Here is a 14,638-nt window from a genome sequence, read left to right as displayed (position 1 = left end):
AAACCAAAGAATACCAAATATCCAAAACAAACCGCATTGACGATATAAGATTCATGAATACCGATGATATCGGCTATTTTTCCCTTGCAAAAAAATCTACTTTTTTCTTGTTTTTTTATTCAATATCATCAATAGCAATTCCTTGTTTTGCCAATACTTTTTTGGCAATAAAACCAAAGAATACCAAATATCCAAAACAAACCGCATTGACGATATAAGATTCATGAATACCGATGATATCGGCTATCTTTCCTTGAATTGGAGGTAGGATTCCTCCTCCTAATATCATCATAATCAAGAAAGACGAACCTTGAGCCGTATATTTTCCCAATCCCATAATCGCAATATTAAAAATCGCAGGCCACAGCACACTACACGCCAATCCACCTGCTAAGAATGCATAAATGGCAAGCATTCCACTAGATAGAAGTCCAACAACCATAGCTAACAAACCAAATAAACTAAACAAGATCATGGTTCGCGCGGATTTATTCTTACTCCAGAAAGAGAATACCACCTGAATAGCCACACAGATACTATAATAATACAGATGATCAATTTCATTACCTGCAAAGTAATTGGCAAAAAGAATAACAAAATACGCTAAAAAGGGCACACCAATTAAAGCGATTAATTCATTTCGTTTACTCAATTGAAAAACACTAACAGCACCTGCCCAACGTCCAATCATTAAACTTCCCCAATACATGGATACGTAAGGAGCAATTTCAACCGCTTGCAAAGAGCCGAATTCTTCAAGTTTGAGGAGTTCACCTAAATTACTTCCGATTCCAACCTCAACCCCAACATAGGCAAAGATAGCTAACATGCCCAACAACAATTGCGGGTATTGCATTGCCCCCCAACCTTCTTTATTGCGTTGACTTGAAAAATAGGCCAAACCTATACTCCCTACAATCACAACCAAGGCACCACCTAAAAGGTAGATACGCTTATTTTCCAAAGGAGTTAAGAGTTGTTTAATTTCTGCTTGAACTTTATACACATCTGCTTCGGCAACTGTTTTTACTGCTGTGGCTTTTTCTTTTTCCATTGTAGCACGCAACACTTGCTGTTCTTTTTGCAAGGTTGTTACCTGTAAATAAGCGTCACTTTTATACGTGTTAAATACAGGAACAAAAACAGCCACTAAAAGCGCGGTCATAGTCACCAACAACACAATGGCTTTTTTAGCAGGCTTTATTTCAGCACTACTTTTGCTATCGGGTATTTTCTTTGAAAAGAAAAACAACAAAGCCGCTAAGAGAAACAATCCACCAACAGCGCCGTACAAAATAGTCATTGAATCCAAACTCAAGTGTTGAATTTGATCATCCGTTAGTGTTTTTGCACTGCCATATAAAGCAAAAGCCATCAAAAGGGGGCCTATGGTAGTTCCAAGAGAATTGATTCCTCCCCCTAAACTTACTCGGCTCGTTCCCGTTTTAGGATCTCCAAGAGAAATAGCAAAGGGATTGGCTGCAATTTGTTGAAGTGAAAATCCCAAAGCCACAATAAAAAGTCCTACCAATAGTGCCGCATAAACACTAATCTGCACCGCCCAAATCATCGCTATAGCTCCTCCTGTTGAAAACAACAAGCCATAAACAATGGAGCGCTTATATCCCCAATTGCTCACCACATCTTTCTTTTTCCAAGCACTAACTAAGAAAAGCAAAAGAGCACCAAAATAATAAGCCGTATAAAATGAAAAATCGATCAATTGAGATTGAAACTGATCCAAATTAAAAAAAGCTTTACAAAACGGAATGAAAATACTGTTTCCTGCAGCGAAAAATCCCCAGAAGAAAAATACTGTCACTAAGGTATATAAAGCAGGATAATTTGTTTTAGTTGTCGATGAATTCATAGCAAGCTGCTTACTTTTTAAGTTATCTTTAACGTTACCAAAGATAATTAAATAACCTATATCTGTTCTTAAATGTATCTACTTAAGATAAAAAAAGTATTTTTGTATTCTCGATAATGATATATTTATTTTATGAAGAAGGTGTATACCCTGGTAGCTATGCTAAGCTTAGTTGGATTGAGTTCTTGCAACGATGGCAAGCTTACCTATAATGATATTGACTTTTCTACTGTAACTACGGTAAATCGCTGCTCTAGTATTGGGGATGGCGCAAAAGTGTTTTACAAATTAAAAGACACAGAAGCTTTTATCTTAGTGGCGGATATGGATAATATCATGCGCGACGAAAGCATCCAGATCGTTGATGTTGAAATAGACGGAACAAATACAAGTTTAGCCTATAGAAAATACAATGGAAAAGTGGAATCCAATTCCATTTGTTCTTTCCCAGCTCCAAGTACTCCTTCTGTAATGGAAGAAATTTTAGCCTCACCAGGAGCAACGTTGCGCACACAGCGCATGGTTTCGATTAAAACCAACGACAATACAGAATTAATTGGTGATCACAGTGTAAACTTGACCTATCAATATAACTTTACCATCTTAAATGTCAATTTCAAAGATGGAGATACGAATATCAAATATGATCGTATGCCGTTTGGAACAAACAACTACAATTCCAATACACTAGGATTTAAATTTTTAAACAACGATAATTCACTAAAAACCATTAACCCTTGTAACGCACAATGGGTTACGCTATCAGATAAAGAAGCGATGTTGGTTGAATTAAGTGCAGAAGATTTTCCTCAAGATGCTGGAGTAAAAACGATTGCTCTATCTGCAGATCGACCTTTAGCGTATAGACAATATGCCCGTGCAGGGATTAACTTGACAGAAGTTTGTGAAAACGACGGAGATATTCCAGGTAATACACCGGCAAACAACAATCGTTTAGTAGAAAACTGGACAGCCACAACAGGAGAAATTGTGATTACGACTCGTTGGACCAATCCTGCAGAAGGAGCTCAACCGAAATTACTACACGAAATTACTTTGCGCAATGTGGTATTTGCAAAAGCGAATTACAACAACTTAACTTTCGGAAAATCAATCCTACCTTTTGGTAGTTTTATTCAAGAATAACAAATATAAAGTCCCCAAAATTGGGGATTTTTTTTTGCTTTCCTATGAATGCATGTTCTTTTAATTATCTTTAGTTTCCCAAACGTTTACTATGCCTATCCTCATACAACAAGATATTGAAATTCCTTATTCCAAAAAGATGGCCATTGCGATACAGTTCCCTTATGCAATTGTAGACATTCACAATAGTTTTGACTATTTAGAGGAATTATGGGAAACCATCGTGTACACGCTTTCAAGTGCTTTGGAAGAAATAGGGATATCCATTCTGGAAGGAACAACCACCATAAACGACGATTATACTTTTATTACTTATCAACTCGTTGTTTTAGTCATTCCACCAAAGGTAAATTTTGCTTTTCTCTATGAAATACTAGTACAACAAGGATTACCCCATCAATTTACAATAACAACAGCTAATGTCTATAACAACCAAAAAATAGACATCTTAGTACAAACCAACTAATTCAATTTTAACCATGATCCTCAATACATCTCATAGAATCAATCTTCCCATACCCGAAGAGCTACAAAAACGCTGTAAATCACTCGCTCTACTTGATGCTATTTTAAGTCCAGAATGGGAATATCGTTATTATTCCTATAATGCCTACTGGGATGACCAAGAAGAATTTTTCCAGATGCGAGATGGTGAAGGAGATGAAATGCTTATCCTTTTTAAAGGATCTGGGGCAGTTATCAATGGTTTTGCTCATGAATTATATGATTTTGAAAGCCAATTACCCAACAAAAGCACATTAACTCATCAACTACCTGAATTATATACTGGGTTTATTTATGGAGAACCCGTAGCTTCTATTGGTACCACTTATTGTCTTTGGACTAATGATCAAAATAATTGGCAAACAGGGGAAATTGAATATAAAGAAGATGGCTCGGACGACCAGCTATACATTTTGGATGGAAATCCTCAAACCTATATACAATGGGCTATTGATTACTACTTTGACGAAGAGGAAGAAGCAATGACCTTACTCATGCGAGAAACCATTGAGGCCATTTATCAAGGTGTAACATTAACGAAAGCCATGGTACTTTCACTTCAATCTGAATTCGATGATTGGCAGCAACTCAAAGAGGATTTACACGATATAAACTACCCTCATCTCCTATAAAAATAAAACGTCCATGTTAACATGGACGTTTTATTTTTATCGATTTGGATTTTGTTTGATGTAAATTTGCGTTGCTCCTACCCCGTATTTTTGATAGTTCGCATCTTCTGCCACTACCTCTGGGTATCGACTAAACAAGAACTCTAATTCTGCTTTTAGCACGCCTTCTCCCACACCGTGAATAAATACAATACGCGGAATGCGGTTGCGAATAGCGAATTCCAACTGTCCTCTTGCTGAATCCAACTGCAAGGTCAACATATCGTGTTTTTCCATGCGTCTATAATCCTTGGTTAATTTTTCAATATGCAAATCAACCTCTAGGATAAATTCATCCTTACGCGATTTCTTTTCTTTGACAAACGATCGCTTCTTTGGTTCGACCTTGCTTTGTAAGGCTTCTTGAATCGATCCTTTAGAACTAGCAGATTTAAAATCTACTTCCTGATCTTTTCCAATTTTAAGCAATTCAGAAGGTTTGTAATTCAACACAAAACCATCTTTTGTTTCAATGGTCACTTGATCTCCTTGAATTTGGGTGATTATCCCTTCTTCATCTTCGTCTAATACTTGTACGTAATCTCCTTTACTTAACATCTTACTTCCAATTACTATTTCTTATTTACTACAGTTATCGAATAATCATCCTCTGTTTCTTCTTTTTCCACAGGAGCATCAGAACGAACAACTAAGGCTTTTTTAGGAGTATTACTCGGTGTTTTTTGCATAAGACGCGCCATTGCTAAAAAGAACAAGGCCACGCCAATGACTTGTACCCACAATCGAGGTTGATTGGAAGCTTGCTCCATCAAGGCCCAAATCATAAAGCCAACCACCAAAAGGGGAAGTACGAATTGTTTTATTTTTACTTTATTCATCATTTTTTAAGGGGCTAAACGCTCTATTTTCCAATCGAGCTTATCTGTGGTTAGTACATAGCGAATGCGATCGTGTAGGCGATTAGGTCTCCCTTGCCAGAATTCTATACTCACGGGTTCTACACAAAATCCACCCCAGTGTTTTGGACGGTGTACATTATCTTCTGTTGCTGTTTGTTCTAATTCTTTTAGGGATTGAACCAAACTATCATACGAATCAATAACTTCACTTTGATTGGAGACAATTGCCCCCAGTCTGCTTCCCATAGGACGACTATCAAAATAATTATCCGATTGATTTTCGCTTACTTTTCTTGCGATGCCTTTAATAATAACCTGACGTTCCATCGAAGGCCAAAAGAAAGAAAGACAGATATGAGGATTTGCTGTTATCGCTTTCCCTTTCTCTGAATGATAATTCGTAAAAAAGACAAAGCCATTTTCGTCATAAGACTTCAACAATACCACTCTAGCCTTAGGAAATCCATCTAATCCTATAGAAGATACCGTCATAGCATTCACTTCTTCCACTCCACCGAAATCTTCTACTTCACAAAACCATTGACGAAACTGCATCATAGGATTGGGATCAACTTCCCCCTCCATCAATACTTGTTTTTCGTATGATTTTCTATAATTACTTAAATCGTTCATTGCATTGTTTATTTAGAGAAATCAAAGATAACACCATCATCGGCATTTAGTATCTTTCCATCAAAAACTTCTTCTGCTTCCTTTTTAAACAAGCTGATATCGTCATATCGGGTAGAATAATGTCCTAAAACTAGTGTTTTTGCATTGGCTAATTTGGCAATTGTAGCGGCTTGTTTCGCTGTACAATGTTTGGTGCGTTCCGTATAATGTGACTCCGATTCTAGAAATGTACTTTCATGGTACAACACATCAACATCCTTTATGATGGGCACTACGGCTTCTGAATAATAGGTATCCGAACAAAAAGCATAGCTTTCCGTTGGCTCTGGATCATAGGTAATATCCTGATTGCGTACTATTGTACCATCGTCTAGTTTGATATCTCCCCCTTGTTTGATTTTTTGATAATAACAACGATCAATACCTAAATCTTCAATGGCTCCTATTCTCAATTTTCGATCTCCAGGTTTAGATTCAAACAAATATCCGTTGGTATATACGCGATGATCCAGTGGGATTGTACGTACAGTCACGCGATCATCCTCAAAGACAACCTCGCTTTCTTTGCTTTCTAATTCGTGGAAGTACAAGTTATATCCCGTATACGAATTACCCAATCTCAATTGTAACAATATAATTTCCTTTACCCCTTTAGGTCCGTAAACGTGTAGGTCACTTTGTCTATTGAGGAGGGAATAAGTAGAAATCAACCCAATCAACCCATAGAGATGATCTCCGTGTAAGTGAGAAATGAAAATATGGTTAATCCGTTGAAACTTGAGTTTGTTTTTTCGCAATTGAATCTGTGTACCTTCGCCTGCATCAATCAAAAACATATGACCATTCAGTTCTAAAACCTGAGAGGTTGGATTGGTCATTGTTCTCGGTGTTGCAGCATAACAACCTAATATAGTAAGTTTCAATGGTTCAAAATTTTATAATTTGTGCTTGTAAGTTACAAAAAAGCCCACAGCATACAAAAGAAAAAGGCTTAATTACCTTAAGCCTTTTCTCTATTTATAATTCTAAATCGCGTTGAATTTCGTCCATTTCAATTAAATCGAAAGCCTCTTGTTTGGTTGGCACAACAATTAAGTCGCCATCAAAATCATTAAAATTCACTTCGGACAGTACAATTACGAAAGACTTATTGGCCTTTTCCATGTGTTCAATGGCTAATTCTTCCAGTTCCTCCATTGTTTCCTCTGTAATTGTTTCTTGGGAAGCTGATAGGTCAATCACTAGATTAAACGTTTCAAACAAAGCCTTGTATTGCTCTGTTATTTTCTGTAGTAATCCCGTTATGGTATCACTTCCAATTTGGATTACTTTGGTATGTTCTTTCTCCGTAATTTTCATTTTTCTTTCGTTTTATAGCACTAAAATAGCTATTTAATTTTGGATGCCAAAAGATAAATCACCGCCATGCGGATGGCTACTCCATTTTCTACCTGATCCAAGATAACAGATTGCTGAGAATCAGCCACATCAGAAGTAATTTCCACTCCTCTATTAATTGGACCCGGGTGCATCACTACAATTTCTTTATCCAAAGAGTCTAGAATTTCTTTAGTCAGACCAAATTGTTGTGCGTATTCTCTGGTATTTGGAAAGTAACTGAAGTCCAAACGCTCATTTTGCACGCGCAACATATTAGCTACATCACACCATTCTAGCGCTTTTCTCAGGTTAGATTCCACTTTCACGCCCAGGCTTTCAATGTATTTTGGAATTAATGTTTTGGGTCCACAAACGCGTACCTCAGCCCCTTGCATTTGCAGGGCAAAAATATTGGATAAGGCTACACGTGAGTGCAAAATATCCCCGACAATCACCACTTTTTTACCTGCGACATCTCCTAATCTCTCGCGAATCGAATAGCTATCTAAAAGGGCTTGTGTTGGATGTTCATGTGCTCCATCTCCAGCATTTACGATACTCGCCTTTACATTTTGAGATAAAAAATAAGCTGCTCCAGGATGGCTATGACGCATCACAACCATATCCACTTTCATCGCTAAGATATTATTTACTGTATCGATTAGCGTTTCTCCTTTTTTCACGGAAGACTGTGCAGAAGAAAAACTGATAACATCAGCAGATAAACGCTTCTGAGCTAATTCAAAAGACAACTTGGTTCTTGTACTGTTTTCAAAAAAGATATTGGCGATGGTAATATCTCTAAGAGAAGGTACTTTTTTAATGGGTCTATTGATTACTTCTTTAAAATGATCTGCTGTTTCAAAAATCAAATCAATATCCGCTTTATTTATATATTTTATTCCTAATAGGTGGTTTACACTTAATTCTTTCATTGGTTCGATTGGATTTTTCCGTTTTAATTATTGTCAAATTCTTCCAAATAGATACAGTCGCTTGCGCCATCTTCTGACCAATGCACGCGTACCGCTTCGCGATCGAAGGCATCTACTTGTCTTCCTCTATAATCTGGTTGAATAGGCAAATGACGACTAAATCTTCTGTCTATTAACACCAATAATTCAATTTCCGCAGGACGTCCAAACGATTGAATGGCAGTTAACGCTGCACGGATGCTGCGTCCTGTATATAAAACATCATCAATAAAAACTACCTTCTTATCTTCAACAAGAAAGTCAATTTCAGTTCGATTTGCTTCAAGTGGCTTTTGATTTCTCCTAAAATCATCGCGGAAAAACGTAATATCTAAATATCCCAAAGGAACCTCTGTAATATTGTATTCTGTTTCCAAAATGGCTTTGATTCGCTTCGCTAAATATTTACCACGGGGTTGAATACCAATCAGTAAGGTATTGGAAAAATCCAAGTGGTTTTCCACTAGCTGACAGGCCAAACGATGAAGAATAATATCAATCTCTTTTGAAGTAAGTAATACTTTTGGATTCATATAAAAAAGAGTTGTGTTTGGGGAGTAAAATTACAATTAATTATGCTTCTCACCCAATTTATACCCAATAAATTAAAAGATAAAATCCATCACTTCTAAAAGTCTCGGATATATTTATTTGCTATCTAAAATGTTAGATTGGTGTTAAGGATTATTTTATCTTCTATCGCAACAGTTAATTCACTATCTTTAAGAACCAAAAAAAGACTGTTTTTATGAACAAAATCTACATTATGTTCTTGTTTTTGCTTGTGTTTGTTACACCGGCAGCAGCCCAGATTCCACAAGATTCTGTGCTCAATACGACGTGGATTTTAACACAAACAACCCATACCCCCCCCATTCAGCGACAAACAACCCTACAAATTAATACGGTAAAATACGAAATTAAAGGATTTGCAGGTTGTAATAATTACACGCTTCCCATTAAACAAATCAGAGAGAGAAAGCATTATACTCAAGTTGAAACTGACGCCATCGTTACCAATGACAATCGCTGTACCAAAAATGTCAATGAATTCGAACAAGCATTTTTCAAGGCGTTGAGCAATCAAAAGCTTCGCGTCAATACAGCTGATGCCGCTTTAACTATTGTAAATGAAGACAAACAAACCTTTACGTTTTCAATGCAACCACAAAATCCATTGCTCAACTATATCGAAAAACACGCATGGAAATTGATTCAGCTTCAAGGAAATAGCAATCGCGTCTACCATCCTTATTTAACCTTTGACTTTCACAACAACACCGTAGCAGGTTATACGGGATGTAGTTATTTTACGGGAAAAATTGCAATCAGCAATAACTTAAACAAAATTCAATTTTTCGACTTAGAGGTCAAGAAGAGAACGTGTATGTCAACCAATCGAAAAACAGTAGAAAAAGACTTTATTCAACTGCTTGAAGGGGAAACATTCTCCTTCGATGTGGCAGAACAAACGTTGAATTTATACCAAGATAACCAATTGCTTTTGATGTTTGGTTTTATTCCCAAACAGATGATCTCGGAATAAGCATCCTTATTTTTCGCACTTTATAAAGCCAAAGGACAAATATTTATCGTAAATTGTAAGCCGTAAAAAAACACGAAATAGTTTTATGAAAGCTTTAATTTTTAATGGTTCTTTGGACGAAGAATCTTTTAGAACGTCACGACGTATTGCACAATTCTATGTTGACGAATTCATAAAGGCTAACCTAGAGGTAGAACAAGTTCACTTATCTGATTATCAGATCCCTATATTCCAAGCAAAACATATGGAAACCCCTCCTCAAGACGTTACCCGATTTATAGCTGCCTTCCGTTCTGCGGATGTCATGATTTGGTTAACTCCCTTATATCACGGCGGGATGACAGGTGTGATGAAAAATGCCTTGGATTGGTTAGAACTAACTGCTCGAGATACTCCAGCGTATTTAACCAATAAAATAGTTGGTTTTACTTGTTGGTCAGCAGGAAATCAAGCCATGCAGGGAATTCAAGCCTTAGATAATGTTGCCAAAGCACTAAGAGCCTGGTCTTTACCTTACAGTATTCCTATCAGTAATATGGATTTGTACATAAATAATGAATTATCTGACGTATATCAGAAAAAAATGAGTATGTTAGCACAACTTTTAATCGAAAGCAAAAATCGATAAAAAAAGTACAAGGTTGGGGATGTAGCTCAGTTGGCTAGAGTGCTTGACTGGCAGTCAAGAGGTCGTGGGTTCGAGCCCCATCTTCTCCACTTTTTAAGAAAAAGCTACCTAATAGGTGGCTTTTTTGTTTATAATACTCTGATATACCAACCCTTACCTTTATTAGAGTAATTTACATTCTTATTCTTTAGGTTTTTGTTTTGGTATTCGATGAATCTTTACTACGTTTCGATTTTCGCTGTGCTTTCCTCTTTCCCCTTTCCAATTATTATTCAGGATAACGGGCAAAATTGCCATTTGCCCCTACGTATTCCCCTTTCCCCTTTCCAATTATTATTCAGGATAACAGACAAATTGCCATTTGCCCCTACGTATTCCCCCTTTCCTCTTTCCAGATTAAATAGTACATTTATCACACAATCTTCACCTTATTAAAAAGCAAAACGAATATGAAAATAACAAACATTGAAAAACTATTGCCTTTTGGTTACTTGTTTTTAGTTCTAATCGGAATACTCAAACAGAGTGTGTTTTACAATCAATTTGGTATTAATATTCTCGATTATTCGAGTTTGATGGATATTTTAATCAGCCCCATTTCTGATTTGGCAGCTCATCCTCAAATTTTCTTTGCTCTATTAAGTTTTATCCTATTCATCTATTTTACTTTTCTATTCTTAGCGAAGAACTACAATAAACCCATTGGACAAAAATTCTTCAAATCCAATAGTAAATTAATGTCGATGACCCAAGAGGAAGTGCAGATTCACTTTGGAAATCGGTTTTTACTCTTGTCTACCCTTGGATTACTTTCTTTCTTTTTAGGCATTGGAATCGGGACAGGGAAAAAAGTAAAAGAAAAAATAGAGCAGCAAACCATAACCTACGATTATTTGCTCAAAATAGACCAAACAGAAAAACAGATCTATTTATTAGGTGTCAATAATTTAAATTACATTTATCTTGAAAAGGGCAATAACAATGTCAAAATATCTCCAGCTGTTGTTGTGAAGTCGATTGAATTCATTCAGTATCCAGAGAAAAAACAATAAAAATGAAGGAATTTCATAGTATTAAAAAGAGACCTATACTCGCGAGTTTTATTCTTTGCATCTCTTTATTATCGTGCAAATATGAATGTCCAGAATTCCCACCTGAATACGACAAACATATTTCGTTTACGCTAAACAATACCATCAACTATACGGATGGTATAGACACTTTGCATTTTACTGTTGCTTCATATTTTAGGGATGAATTTTCTTCACACACAAGCTTTGCTTCAGATCGAGACTGCCCTTACCAAAAATATTACTTAACAAATCGTTTAGGTGATTTATATCTATATGAAGAATTTAATGACAACAAATCGAACAACAACTTAATCATGAGATTAACCGATAAAGATGTTTTTAGTTTAAATACAAATCATAGCTTAGCGTTTACTGCAGACTATCTTCATGCTGAATTTTACGACACCTATACCTTCCGTGATTCCCTAGTATTCAAAGAAGTCTATTTTTTAGTAAAAGACACCATTAATCAAAGTCCCAAAATAGGCTATATCAAAAAAGCGTCACCAGGGGGTATTCTAGAGTTTTATGATTTTCACCAAAAAAAAACATGGAAACAACTATTCTAAATCTGATTAAAAAATAACCACTCCTAACGATAATCAAGAAAAAAGCTACTATTAATCCTCGTAAAACAAGTTTTTATCAAAGGTCATTTGAAGAAGCACAAAGACAGAAAAGAAGTTCAATCACCTTCAAGTGTTAATCAATACCTAAGAAACTTGTTGAACAAACAACTAAATCGAAATTGGTATTGAAGTTTGAGGAATACGTTTCAATATCAGGAAGATAAAAAGGGGAAATCCATTCATTTTTTCCCTTCCTTTCTAAACTAAAAACGCAATTGTATATCAATTGCGTTTTTATATTTCCTACTCCCTTATTTTTTATCCAAGTAAATTTTTGTAGCGAAAAAATTAGTCTTTACACTTACTTGATATTTTTTCCCTTTATAATCGAATTTATGTACATTCGTATACTGACTCAGTTCTGTGTTTGGAATACAAACTTCCTTTGTTTCTACATTGTAAATCATTTTCTCCTTGAAAAAAGAATCCTCATACAGATTTTTCCATGGATAAGTCTCTTTATATGCCGTAGCGCTAGTTACTAATGGAAAATCTGCTTTTACATACGAATGCAGAATTTCTGTGGGTTGATTATTAGCATCTAACCTATCTTTATCATAAATAAAAAATTCGACATAATATAATTTTCCATCACCAATAAATTCGTAAAACTCTGTTTGGGGAATTACAGTTCCATCCGAATGTATATTAAAATCAAAGCCCTCCCATTGATTCTCTTCCAAATTAATTGGAATCATTATATTTGAACTGTAAATAAGCGGATAAGGACTCGGATACACCAAAATAGGATTGTCCCAATTGGCAGCAATATAATTCCCATATTCCTTTCCATTTGCTATTAAATGAGGGCTATAAAACAATTCATGGGTTAAATCATGGAAAGCCCATCGTTTCAAGTCTTCTTCACCATCGTAAAAGCAAAGACCAAAATAAGGTATGATTTTGAATATCAAATTATCTGTATGATTTTGCATATCAAACTCAATATACCCCTTCTTCAGTCCTGTAGCAAAATGACTATCATCATAATAAGGTGATTCATACTCTATAATTGTATCATAAACGATGGGATTATGCTCTTTCGGAGGATCACATTTCACAGAATCATCATTAGAACAAGACCACAAGGCTAGAACAAAGCCTAATAAAACTAACTTTTTCATATTCTTTTCACTATTAGATTAATACTACATCAAATGTAGTTAAGCAGCATTTGTAAGAGATACACAAAAACAACAACAAAAACTAAATATCGTATCATTAACAACTCATTTAACCAAAACAAACAAAAAAAAACACATGATTTTAACAATTTTAAAACAAAACAAAAATCATTATGAAAGACGTCTGTTTAGCACAAATTAAAATAACTCAAAAGGGTAAAGAATTAGGAGATACGAAACACAAGCAAGACGACTTCTTTTATTTGTTAAAAAAATGTTTATGTTTGCTAAAAATTTTTAACAATGAAGAATATATTACTCACCTTACTCTTACTTATTCCGTTGTTTCTTTCTGCAAAATCATACAAAGGAACGATTTACTACAAAAAAGACAATCGAGCGGTTAATCTTGAAATCCAAATGCCACTTAAGGTCAATGCAAAAAAGTTAAAGGTAAAAATCAATGGTAAAAGTGAAAGCATCGATGCTAGTACATTGTCTTATATGGATATTTACATCAACGATGGAACGAAAAAAATAACGTTCAAAAGAGGGAAAATCTCACATTTCAAAAAAAATGGTGAAATCCGAAAAAGACAAAATGTCGATGTATGGTCTATGATAACAGATGTTCGCGAAAATATTATTGTTTCTGCTGCCGGACTGATGTACGACGTCAAAAAGAAGAAAAAAGAAGAGTACATCCTCATTATTTTCGATCCCATATCACAGGGCTTTTACTTAAGTAAGGCAAACTCAGATATCCTAGTCAATACAGATCCTTACTTGGATGAGTCTTTTGAATCTAAGCTAGGTGGTGCTAAAAGTCTATTGTTTCCTGAATGTGAAAACATCATGGAACTTTTTGAAGAAGCCCAGAAAAATGAAAAAAAATCCAATCGCCTTGAAGTGCTTATTAAAACCTACGAAAATTGTTTAACAAATAATTAAATTATAACAACTAAACTAAAACATGAAATTAAAATTACACCTTACATTCTTTTTATTTTTTCTCTCTTTTTATTCTGCTCAAGCCCAATATGGATATGGCAATGGCTGGTGGTGCTATGCTTGTGATTTTGGTATTGAAGTGGGCGGAGTTGTTTCTAATATCAATGGAATGGATGCCAGTGAAAAAGCAGGGCTTTATATTGGTTTATACAATTCCTATGAATTCAATGACAATTGGGGTATTCGATATGGGATGGGTTATGCTAATGTTGGAGCAAAAATAAAAGAATATGACACCAGTGTCGTTTTACACACTATGATTATTGAACCTATTAGTGTACACTATACGTTTAGGGATAAATTTAAAACCTTCCTTGGCGCTAACATAGGTAGTACGATGGTAGGTAAAAACCCGTATAATGAGGAAGAACCAGGGATGACTCTTTTTCCTAAAGGAATTAAACATTTCGATTTTAGTTTATTTGCTGGTGGTGGATACAAACTAACGGATAATTTAGATGTCAATCTCCGCTATAACCTTGGTTTAACCAATATTAACGACATGGAAGATTCTACTGACAAATGGAAAACCAATTGGCTTGTATTAAGTCTTGCCTATACTTTTAGATAATATACTTTTTATTTTTGA

18 protein-coding genes and 1 tRNA gene are annotated in these 14,638 nt (G+C 35.4%); 10 read left to right on the top strand and 9 right to left on the bottom strand.

The genetic code is table 11. The features are described 5' to 3' along the window. Positions 1 to 115: 115 nt before the first annotated feature. Positions 116 to 1,870 (bottom strand): MFS transporter, encoded by a 1,755-nt coding sequence (locus HX004_RS12660; RefSeq protein WP_286442934.1) that lies wholly within the window; start codon positions 1,868 to 1,870, stop codon positions 116 to 118. 132 nt (positions 1,871 to 2,002) lie between these two features. Here HX004_RS12660 and HX004_RS12655 point away from each other — a divergent pair, with 132 nt between their 5' ends. The 3 genes from HX004_RS12655 (at position 2,003) to HX004_RS12645 (ending at position 4,152) form a co-directional block, all read left to right on the top strand. Then, the gene (locus tag HX004_RS12655) at positions 2,003 to 3,016 is read left to right on the top strand and encodes a hypothetical protein (protein WP_286442933.1); all 1,014 of its coding nucleotides are present in this window, start codon (positions 2,003 to 2,005) and stop codon (positions 3,014 to 3,016) included. 91 nt (positions 3,017 to 3,107) lie between these two features. Then, positions 3,108 to 3,482: a hypothetical protein gene (locus HX004_RS12650; protein ID WP_286442932.1), complete on the top strand. Its 375-nt coding sequence runs from the start codon at positions 3,108 to 3,110 to the stop codon at positions 3,480 to 3,482. A gap of 13 nt (positions 3,483 to 3,495) precedes the next feature. Further along, on the top strand, positions 3,496 to 4,152 hold the full coding sequence (locus tag HX004_RS12645) for a hypothetical protein (protein WP_286442931.1): 657 nt from the start codon (positions 3,496 to 3,498) through the stop codon (positions 4,150 to 4,152). A gap of 36 nt (positions 4,153 to 4,188) precedes the next feature. Here the strand turns inward: HX004_RS12645 and HX004_RS12640 are convergent, their stop codons facing one another. The 7 genes from HX004_RS12640 to pyrR form a co-directional block, all read right to left on the bottom strand. Next, entirely contained in the window at positions 4,189 to 4,749 is a 561-nt protein-coding gene (locus tag HX004_RS12640) for a DUF8465 domain-containing protein (RefSeq protein ID WP_286442930.1), read from the bottom strand. Between the two features lie 14 nt (positions 4,750 to 4,763). After that, complete coding sequence (locus tag HX004_RS12635; RefSeq protein WP_286442929.1) at positions 4,764 to 5,033, bottom strand: hypothetical protein; 270 nt, start codon at positions 5,031 to 5,033, stop codon at positions 4,764 to 4,766. A 3-nt stretch (positions 5,034 to 5,036) separates the two neighbouring features. Next, a complete protein-coding gene (pdxH, locus tag HX004_RS12630) occupies positions 5,037 to 5,684 on the bottom strand; it encodes a pyridoxamine 5'-phosphate oxidase (RefSeq protein ID WP_286442926.1) in 648 nt (215 codons plus the stop codon). An 8-nt stretch (positions 5,685 to 5,692) separates the two neighbouring features. Next, the gene (locus HX004_RS12625) at positions 5,693 to 6,607 is read right to left on the bottom strand and encodes a ribonuclease Z (protein ID WP_286442925.1); all 915 of its coding nucleotides are present in this window, start codon (positions 6,605 to 6,607) and stop codon (positions 5,693 to 5,695) included. Positions 6,608 to 6,701: 94 nt separating this feature from the next. Beyond that, positions 6,702 to 7,043, bottom strand: a complete 342-nt coding sequence (locus HX004_RS12620; RefSeq protein WP_286442924.1) for a ribonuclease Z — start codon at positions 7,041 to 7,043, stop codon at positions 6,702 to 6,704. A gap of 29 nt (positions 7,044 to 7,072) precedes the next feature. Continuing rightward, on the bottom strand, positions 7,073 to 7,999 hold the full coding sequence (locus tag HX004_RS12615; protein ID WP_286442923.1) for an aspartate carbamoyltransferase catalytic subunit: 927 nt from the start codon (positions 7,997 to 7,999) through the stop codon (positions 7,073 to 7,075). Between the two features lie 23 nt (positions 8,000 to 8,022). Beyond that, positions 8,023 to 8,571, bottom strand: a complete 549-nt coding sequence (gene pyrR, locus HX004_RS12610; RefSeq protein ID WP_286442922.1) for a bifunctional pyr operon transcriptional regulator/uracil phosphoribosyltransferase PyrR — start codon at positions 8,569 to 8,571, stop codon at positions 8,023 to 8,025. Between the two features lie 215 nt (positions 8,572 to 8,786). On the opposite strand from pyrR, the gene HX004_RS12605 reads away from it, so the two are divergent. The 5 genes from HX004_RS12605 (at position 8,787) to HX004_RS12585 (ending at position 11,854) form a co-directional block, all read left to right on the top strand. Beyond that, positions 8,787 to 9,584 carry an META domain-containing protein gene (locus HX004_RS12605; RefSeq protein ID WP_286442920.1) on the top strand — a complete coding sequence of 266 codons (798 nt, stop codon included), beginning with the start codon at positions 8,787 to 8,789 and terminating at the stop codon, positions 9,582 to 9,584. Between the two features lie 85 nt (positions 9,585 to 9,669). Then, positions 9,670 to 10,212: an NADPH-dependent FMN reductase gene (locus HX004_RS12600; protein WP_286442918.1), complete on the top strand. Its 543-nt coding sequence runs from the start codon at positions 9,670 to 9,672 to the stop codon at positions 10,210 to 10,212. Between the two features lie 15 nt (positions 10,213 to 10,227). Next, a tRNA-Ala gene (locus HX004_RS12595) sits at positions 10,228 to 10,301 on the top strand. 360 nt (positions 10,302 to 10,661) lie between these two features. Further along, positions 10,662 to 11,264: a hypothetical protein gene (locus tag HX004_RS12590; protein ID WP_286442917.1), complete on the top strand. Its 603-nt coding sequence runs from the start codon at positions 10,662 to 10,664 to the stop codon at positions 11,262 to 11,264. Positions 11,265 to 11,266: 2 nt separating this feature from the next. After that, on the top strand, positions 11,267 to 11,854 hold the full coding sequence (locus HX004_RS12585) for a hypothetical protein (protein WP_286442916.1): 588 nt from the start codon (positions 11,267 to 11,269) through the stop codon (positions 11,852 to 11,854). Positions 11,855 to 12,165: 311 nt separating this feature from the next. Here HX004_RS12585 and HX004_RS12580 read toward each other — a convergent pair whose 3' ends face one another. Next, a complete protein-coding gene (locus HX004_RS12580; RefSeq protein ID WP_286442915.1) occupies positions 12,166 to 13,038 on the bottom strand; it encodes a hypothetical protein in 873 nt (290 codons plus the stop codon). Between the two features lie 303 nt (positions 13,039 to 13,341). Between HX004_RS12580 and HX004_RS12575 the strand changes: the two genes are divergently transcribed. Together HX004_RS12575 and HX004_RS12570 are read left to right on the top strand one after the other, a co-directional pair. Beyond that, complete coding sequence (locus tag HX004_RS12575; protein WP_286442914.1) at positions 13,342 to 13,989, top strand: hypothetical protein; 648 nt, start codon at positions 13,342 to 13,344, stop codon at positions 13,987 to 13,989. Positions 13,990 to 14,011: 22 nt separating this feature from the next. Further along, positions 14,012 to 14,620 (top strand): outer membrane beta-barrel protein, encoded by a 609-nt coding sequence (locus HX004_RS12570; protein ID WP_286442911.1) that lies wholly within the window; start codon positions 14,012 to 14,014, stop codon positions 14,618 to 14,620. Positions 14,621 to 14,638 lie beyond the last annotated feature (18 nt).

It is taken from the genome of Myroides sp. 1354 (assembly GCF_030324495.1).
In the GTDB taxonomy this organism is placed as follows: domain Bacteria; phylum Bacteroidota; class Bacteroidia; order Flavobacteriales; family Flavobacteriaceae; genus Flavobacterium.
This window is presented reverse-complemented; position numbering and strand designations above follow the sequence as displayed.

Excerpts from the sequence above, each read along its gene's own strand:
- HX004_RS12580 (WP_286442915.1), bottom strand. The coding sequence starts at position 13,038 with ATGAAAAAGTTAGTTTTATTAGGCTTTGTTCTAGCCTTGTGGTCTTGT.
- HX004_RS12615 (WP_286442923.1), bottom strand. The coding sequence starts at position 7,999 with ATGAAAGAATTAAGTGTAAACCACCTATTAGGAATAAAATATATAAAT.
- pyrR (WP_286442922.1), bottom strand. The coding sequence starts at position 8,571 with ATGAATCCAAAAGTATTACTTACTTCAAAAGAGATTGATATTATTCTT.
- HX004_RS12600 (WP_286442918.1), top strand. The coding sequence starts at position 9,670 with ATGAAAGCTTTAATTTTTAATGGTTCTTTGGACGAAGAATCTTTTAGA.
- HX004_RS12635 (WP_286442929.1), bottom strand. The coding sequence starts at position 5,033 with ATGATGAATAAAGTAAAAATAAAACAATTCGTACTTCCCCTTTTGGTG.
- HX004_RS12620 (WP_286442924.1), bottom strand. The coding sequence starts at position 7,043 with ATGAAAATTACGGAGAAAGAACATACCAAAGTAATCCAAATTGGAAGT.
- HX004_RS12650 (WP_286442932.1), top strand. The coding sequence starts at position 3,108 with ATGCCTATCCTCATACAACAAGATATTGAAATTCCTTATTCCAAAAAG.
- pdxH (WP_286442926.1), bottom strand. The coding sequence starts at position 5,684 with ATGAACGATTTAAGTAATTATAGAAAATCATACGAAAAACAAGTATTG.
- HX004_RS12660 (WP_286442934.1), bottom strand. The coding sequence starts at position 1,870 with ATGAATTCATCGACAACTAAAACAAATTATCCTGCTTTATATACCTTA.
- HX004_RS12585 (WP_286442916.1), top strand. The coding sequence starts at position 11,267 with ATGAAGGAATTTCATAGTATTAAAAAGAGACCTATACTCGCGAGTTTT.
- HX004_RS12570 (WP_286442911.1), top strand. The coding sequence starts at position 14,012 with ATGAAATTAAAATTACACCTTACATTCTTTTTATTTTTTCTCTCTTTT.
- HX004_RS12640 (WP_286442930.1), bottom strand. The coding sequence starts at position 4,749 with ATGTTAAGTAAAGGAGATTACGTACAAGTATTAGACGAAGATGAAGAA.
- HX004_RS12590 (WP_286442917.1), top strand. The coding sequence starts at position 10,662 with ATGAAAATAACAAACATTGAAAAACTATTGCCTTTTGGTTACTTGTTT.
- HX004_RS12575 (WP_286442914.1), top strand. The coding sequence starts at position 13,342 with ATGAAGAATATATTACTCACCTTACTCTTACTTATTCCGTTGTTTCTT.
- HX004_RS12655 (WP_286442933.1), top strand. The coding sequence starts at position 2,003 with ATGAAGAAGGTGTATACCCTGGTAGCTATGCTAAGCTTAGTTGGATTG.
- HX004_RS12645 (WP_286442931.1), top strand. The coding sequence starts at position 3,496 with ATGATCCTCAATACATCTCATAGAATCAATCTTCCCATACCCGAAGAG.
- HX004_RS12605 (WP_286442920.1), top strand. The coding sequence starts at position 8,787 with ATGAACAAAATCTACATTATGTTCTTGTTTTTGCTTGTGTTTGTTACA.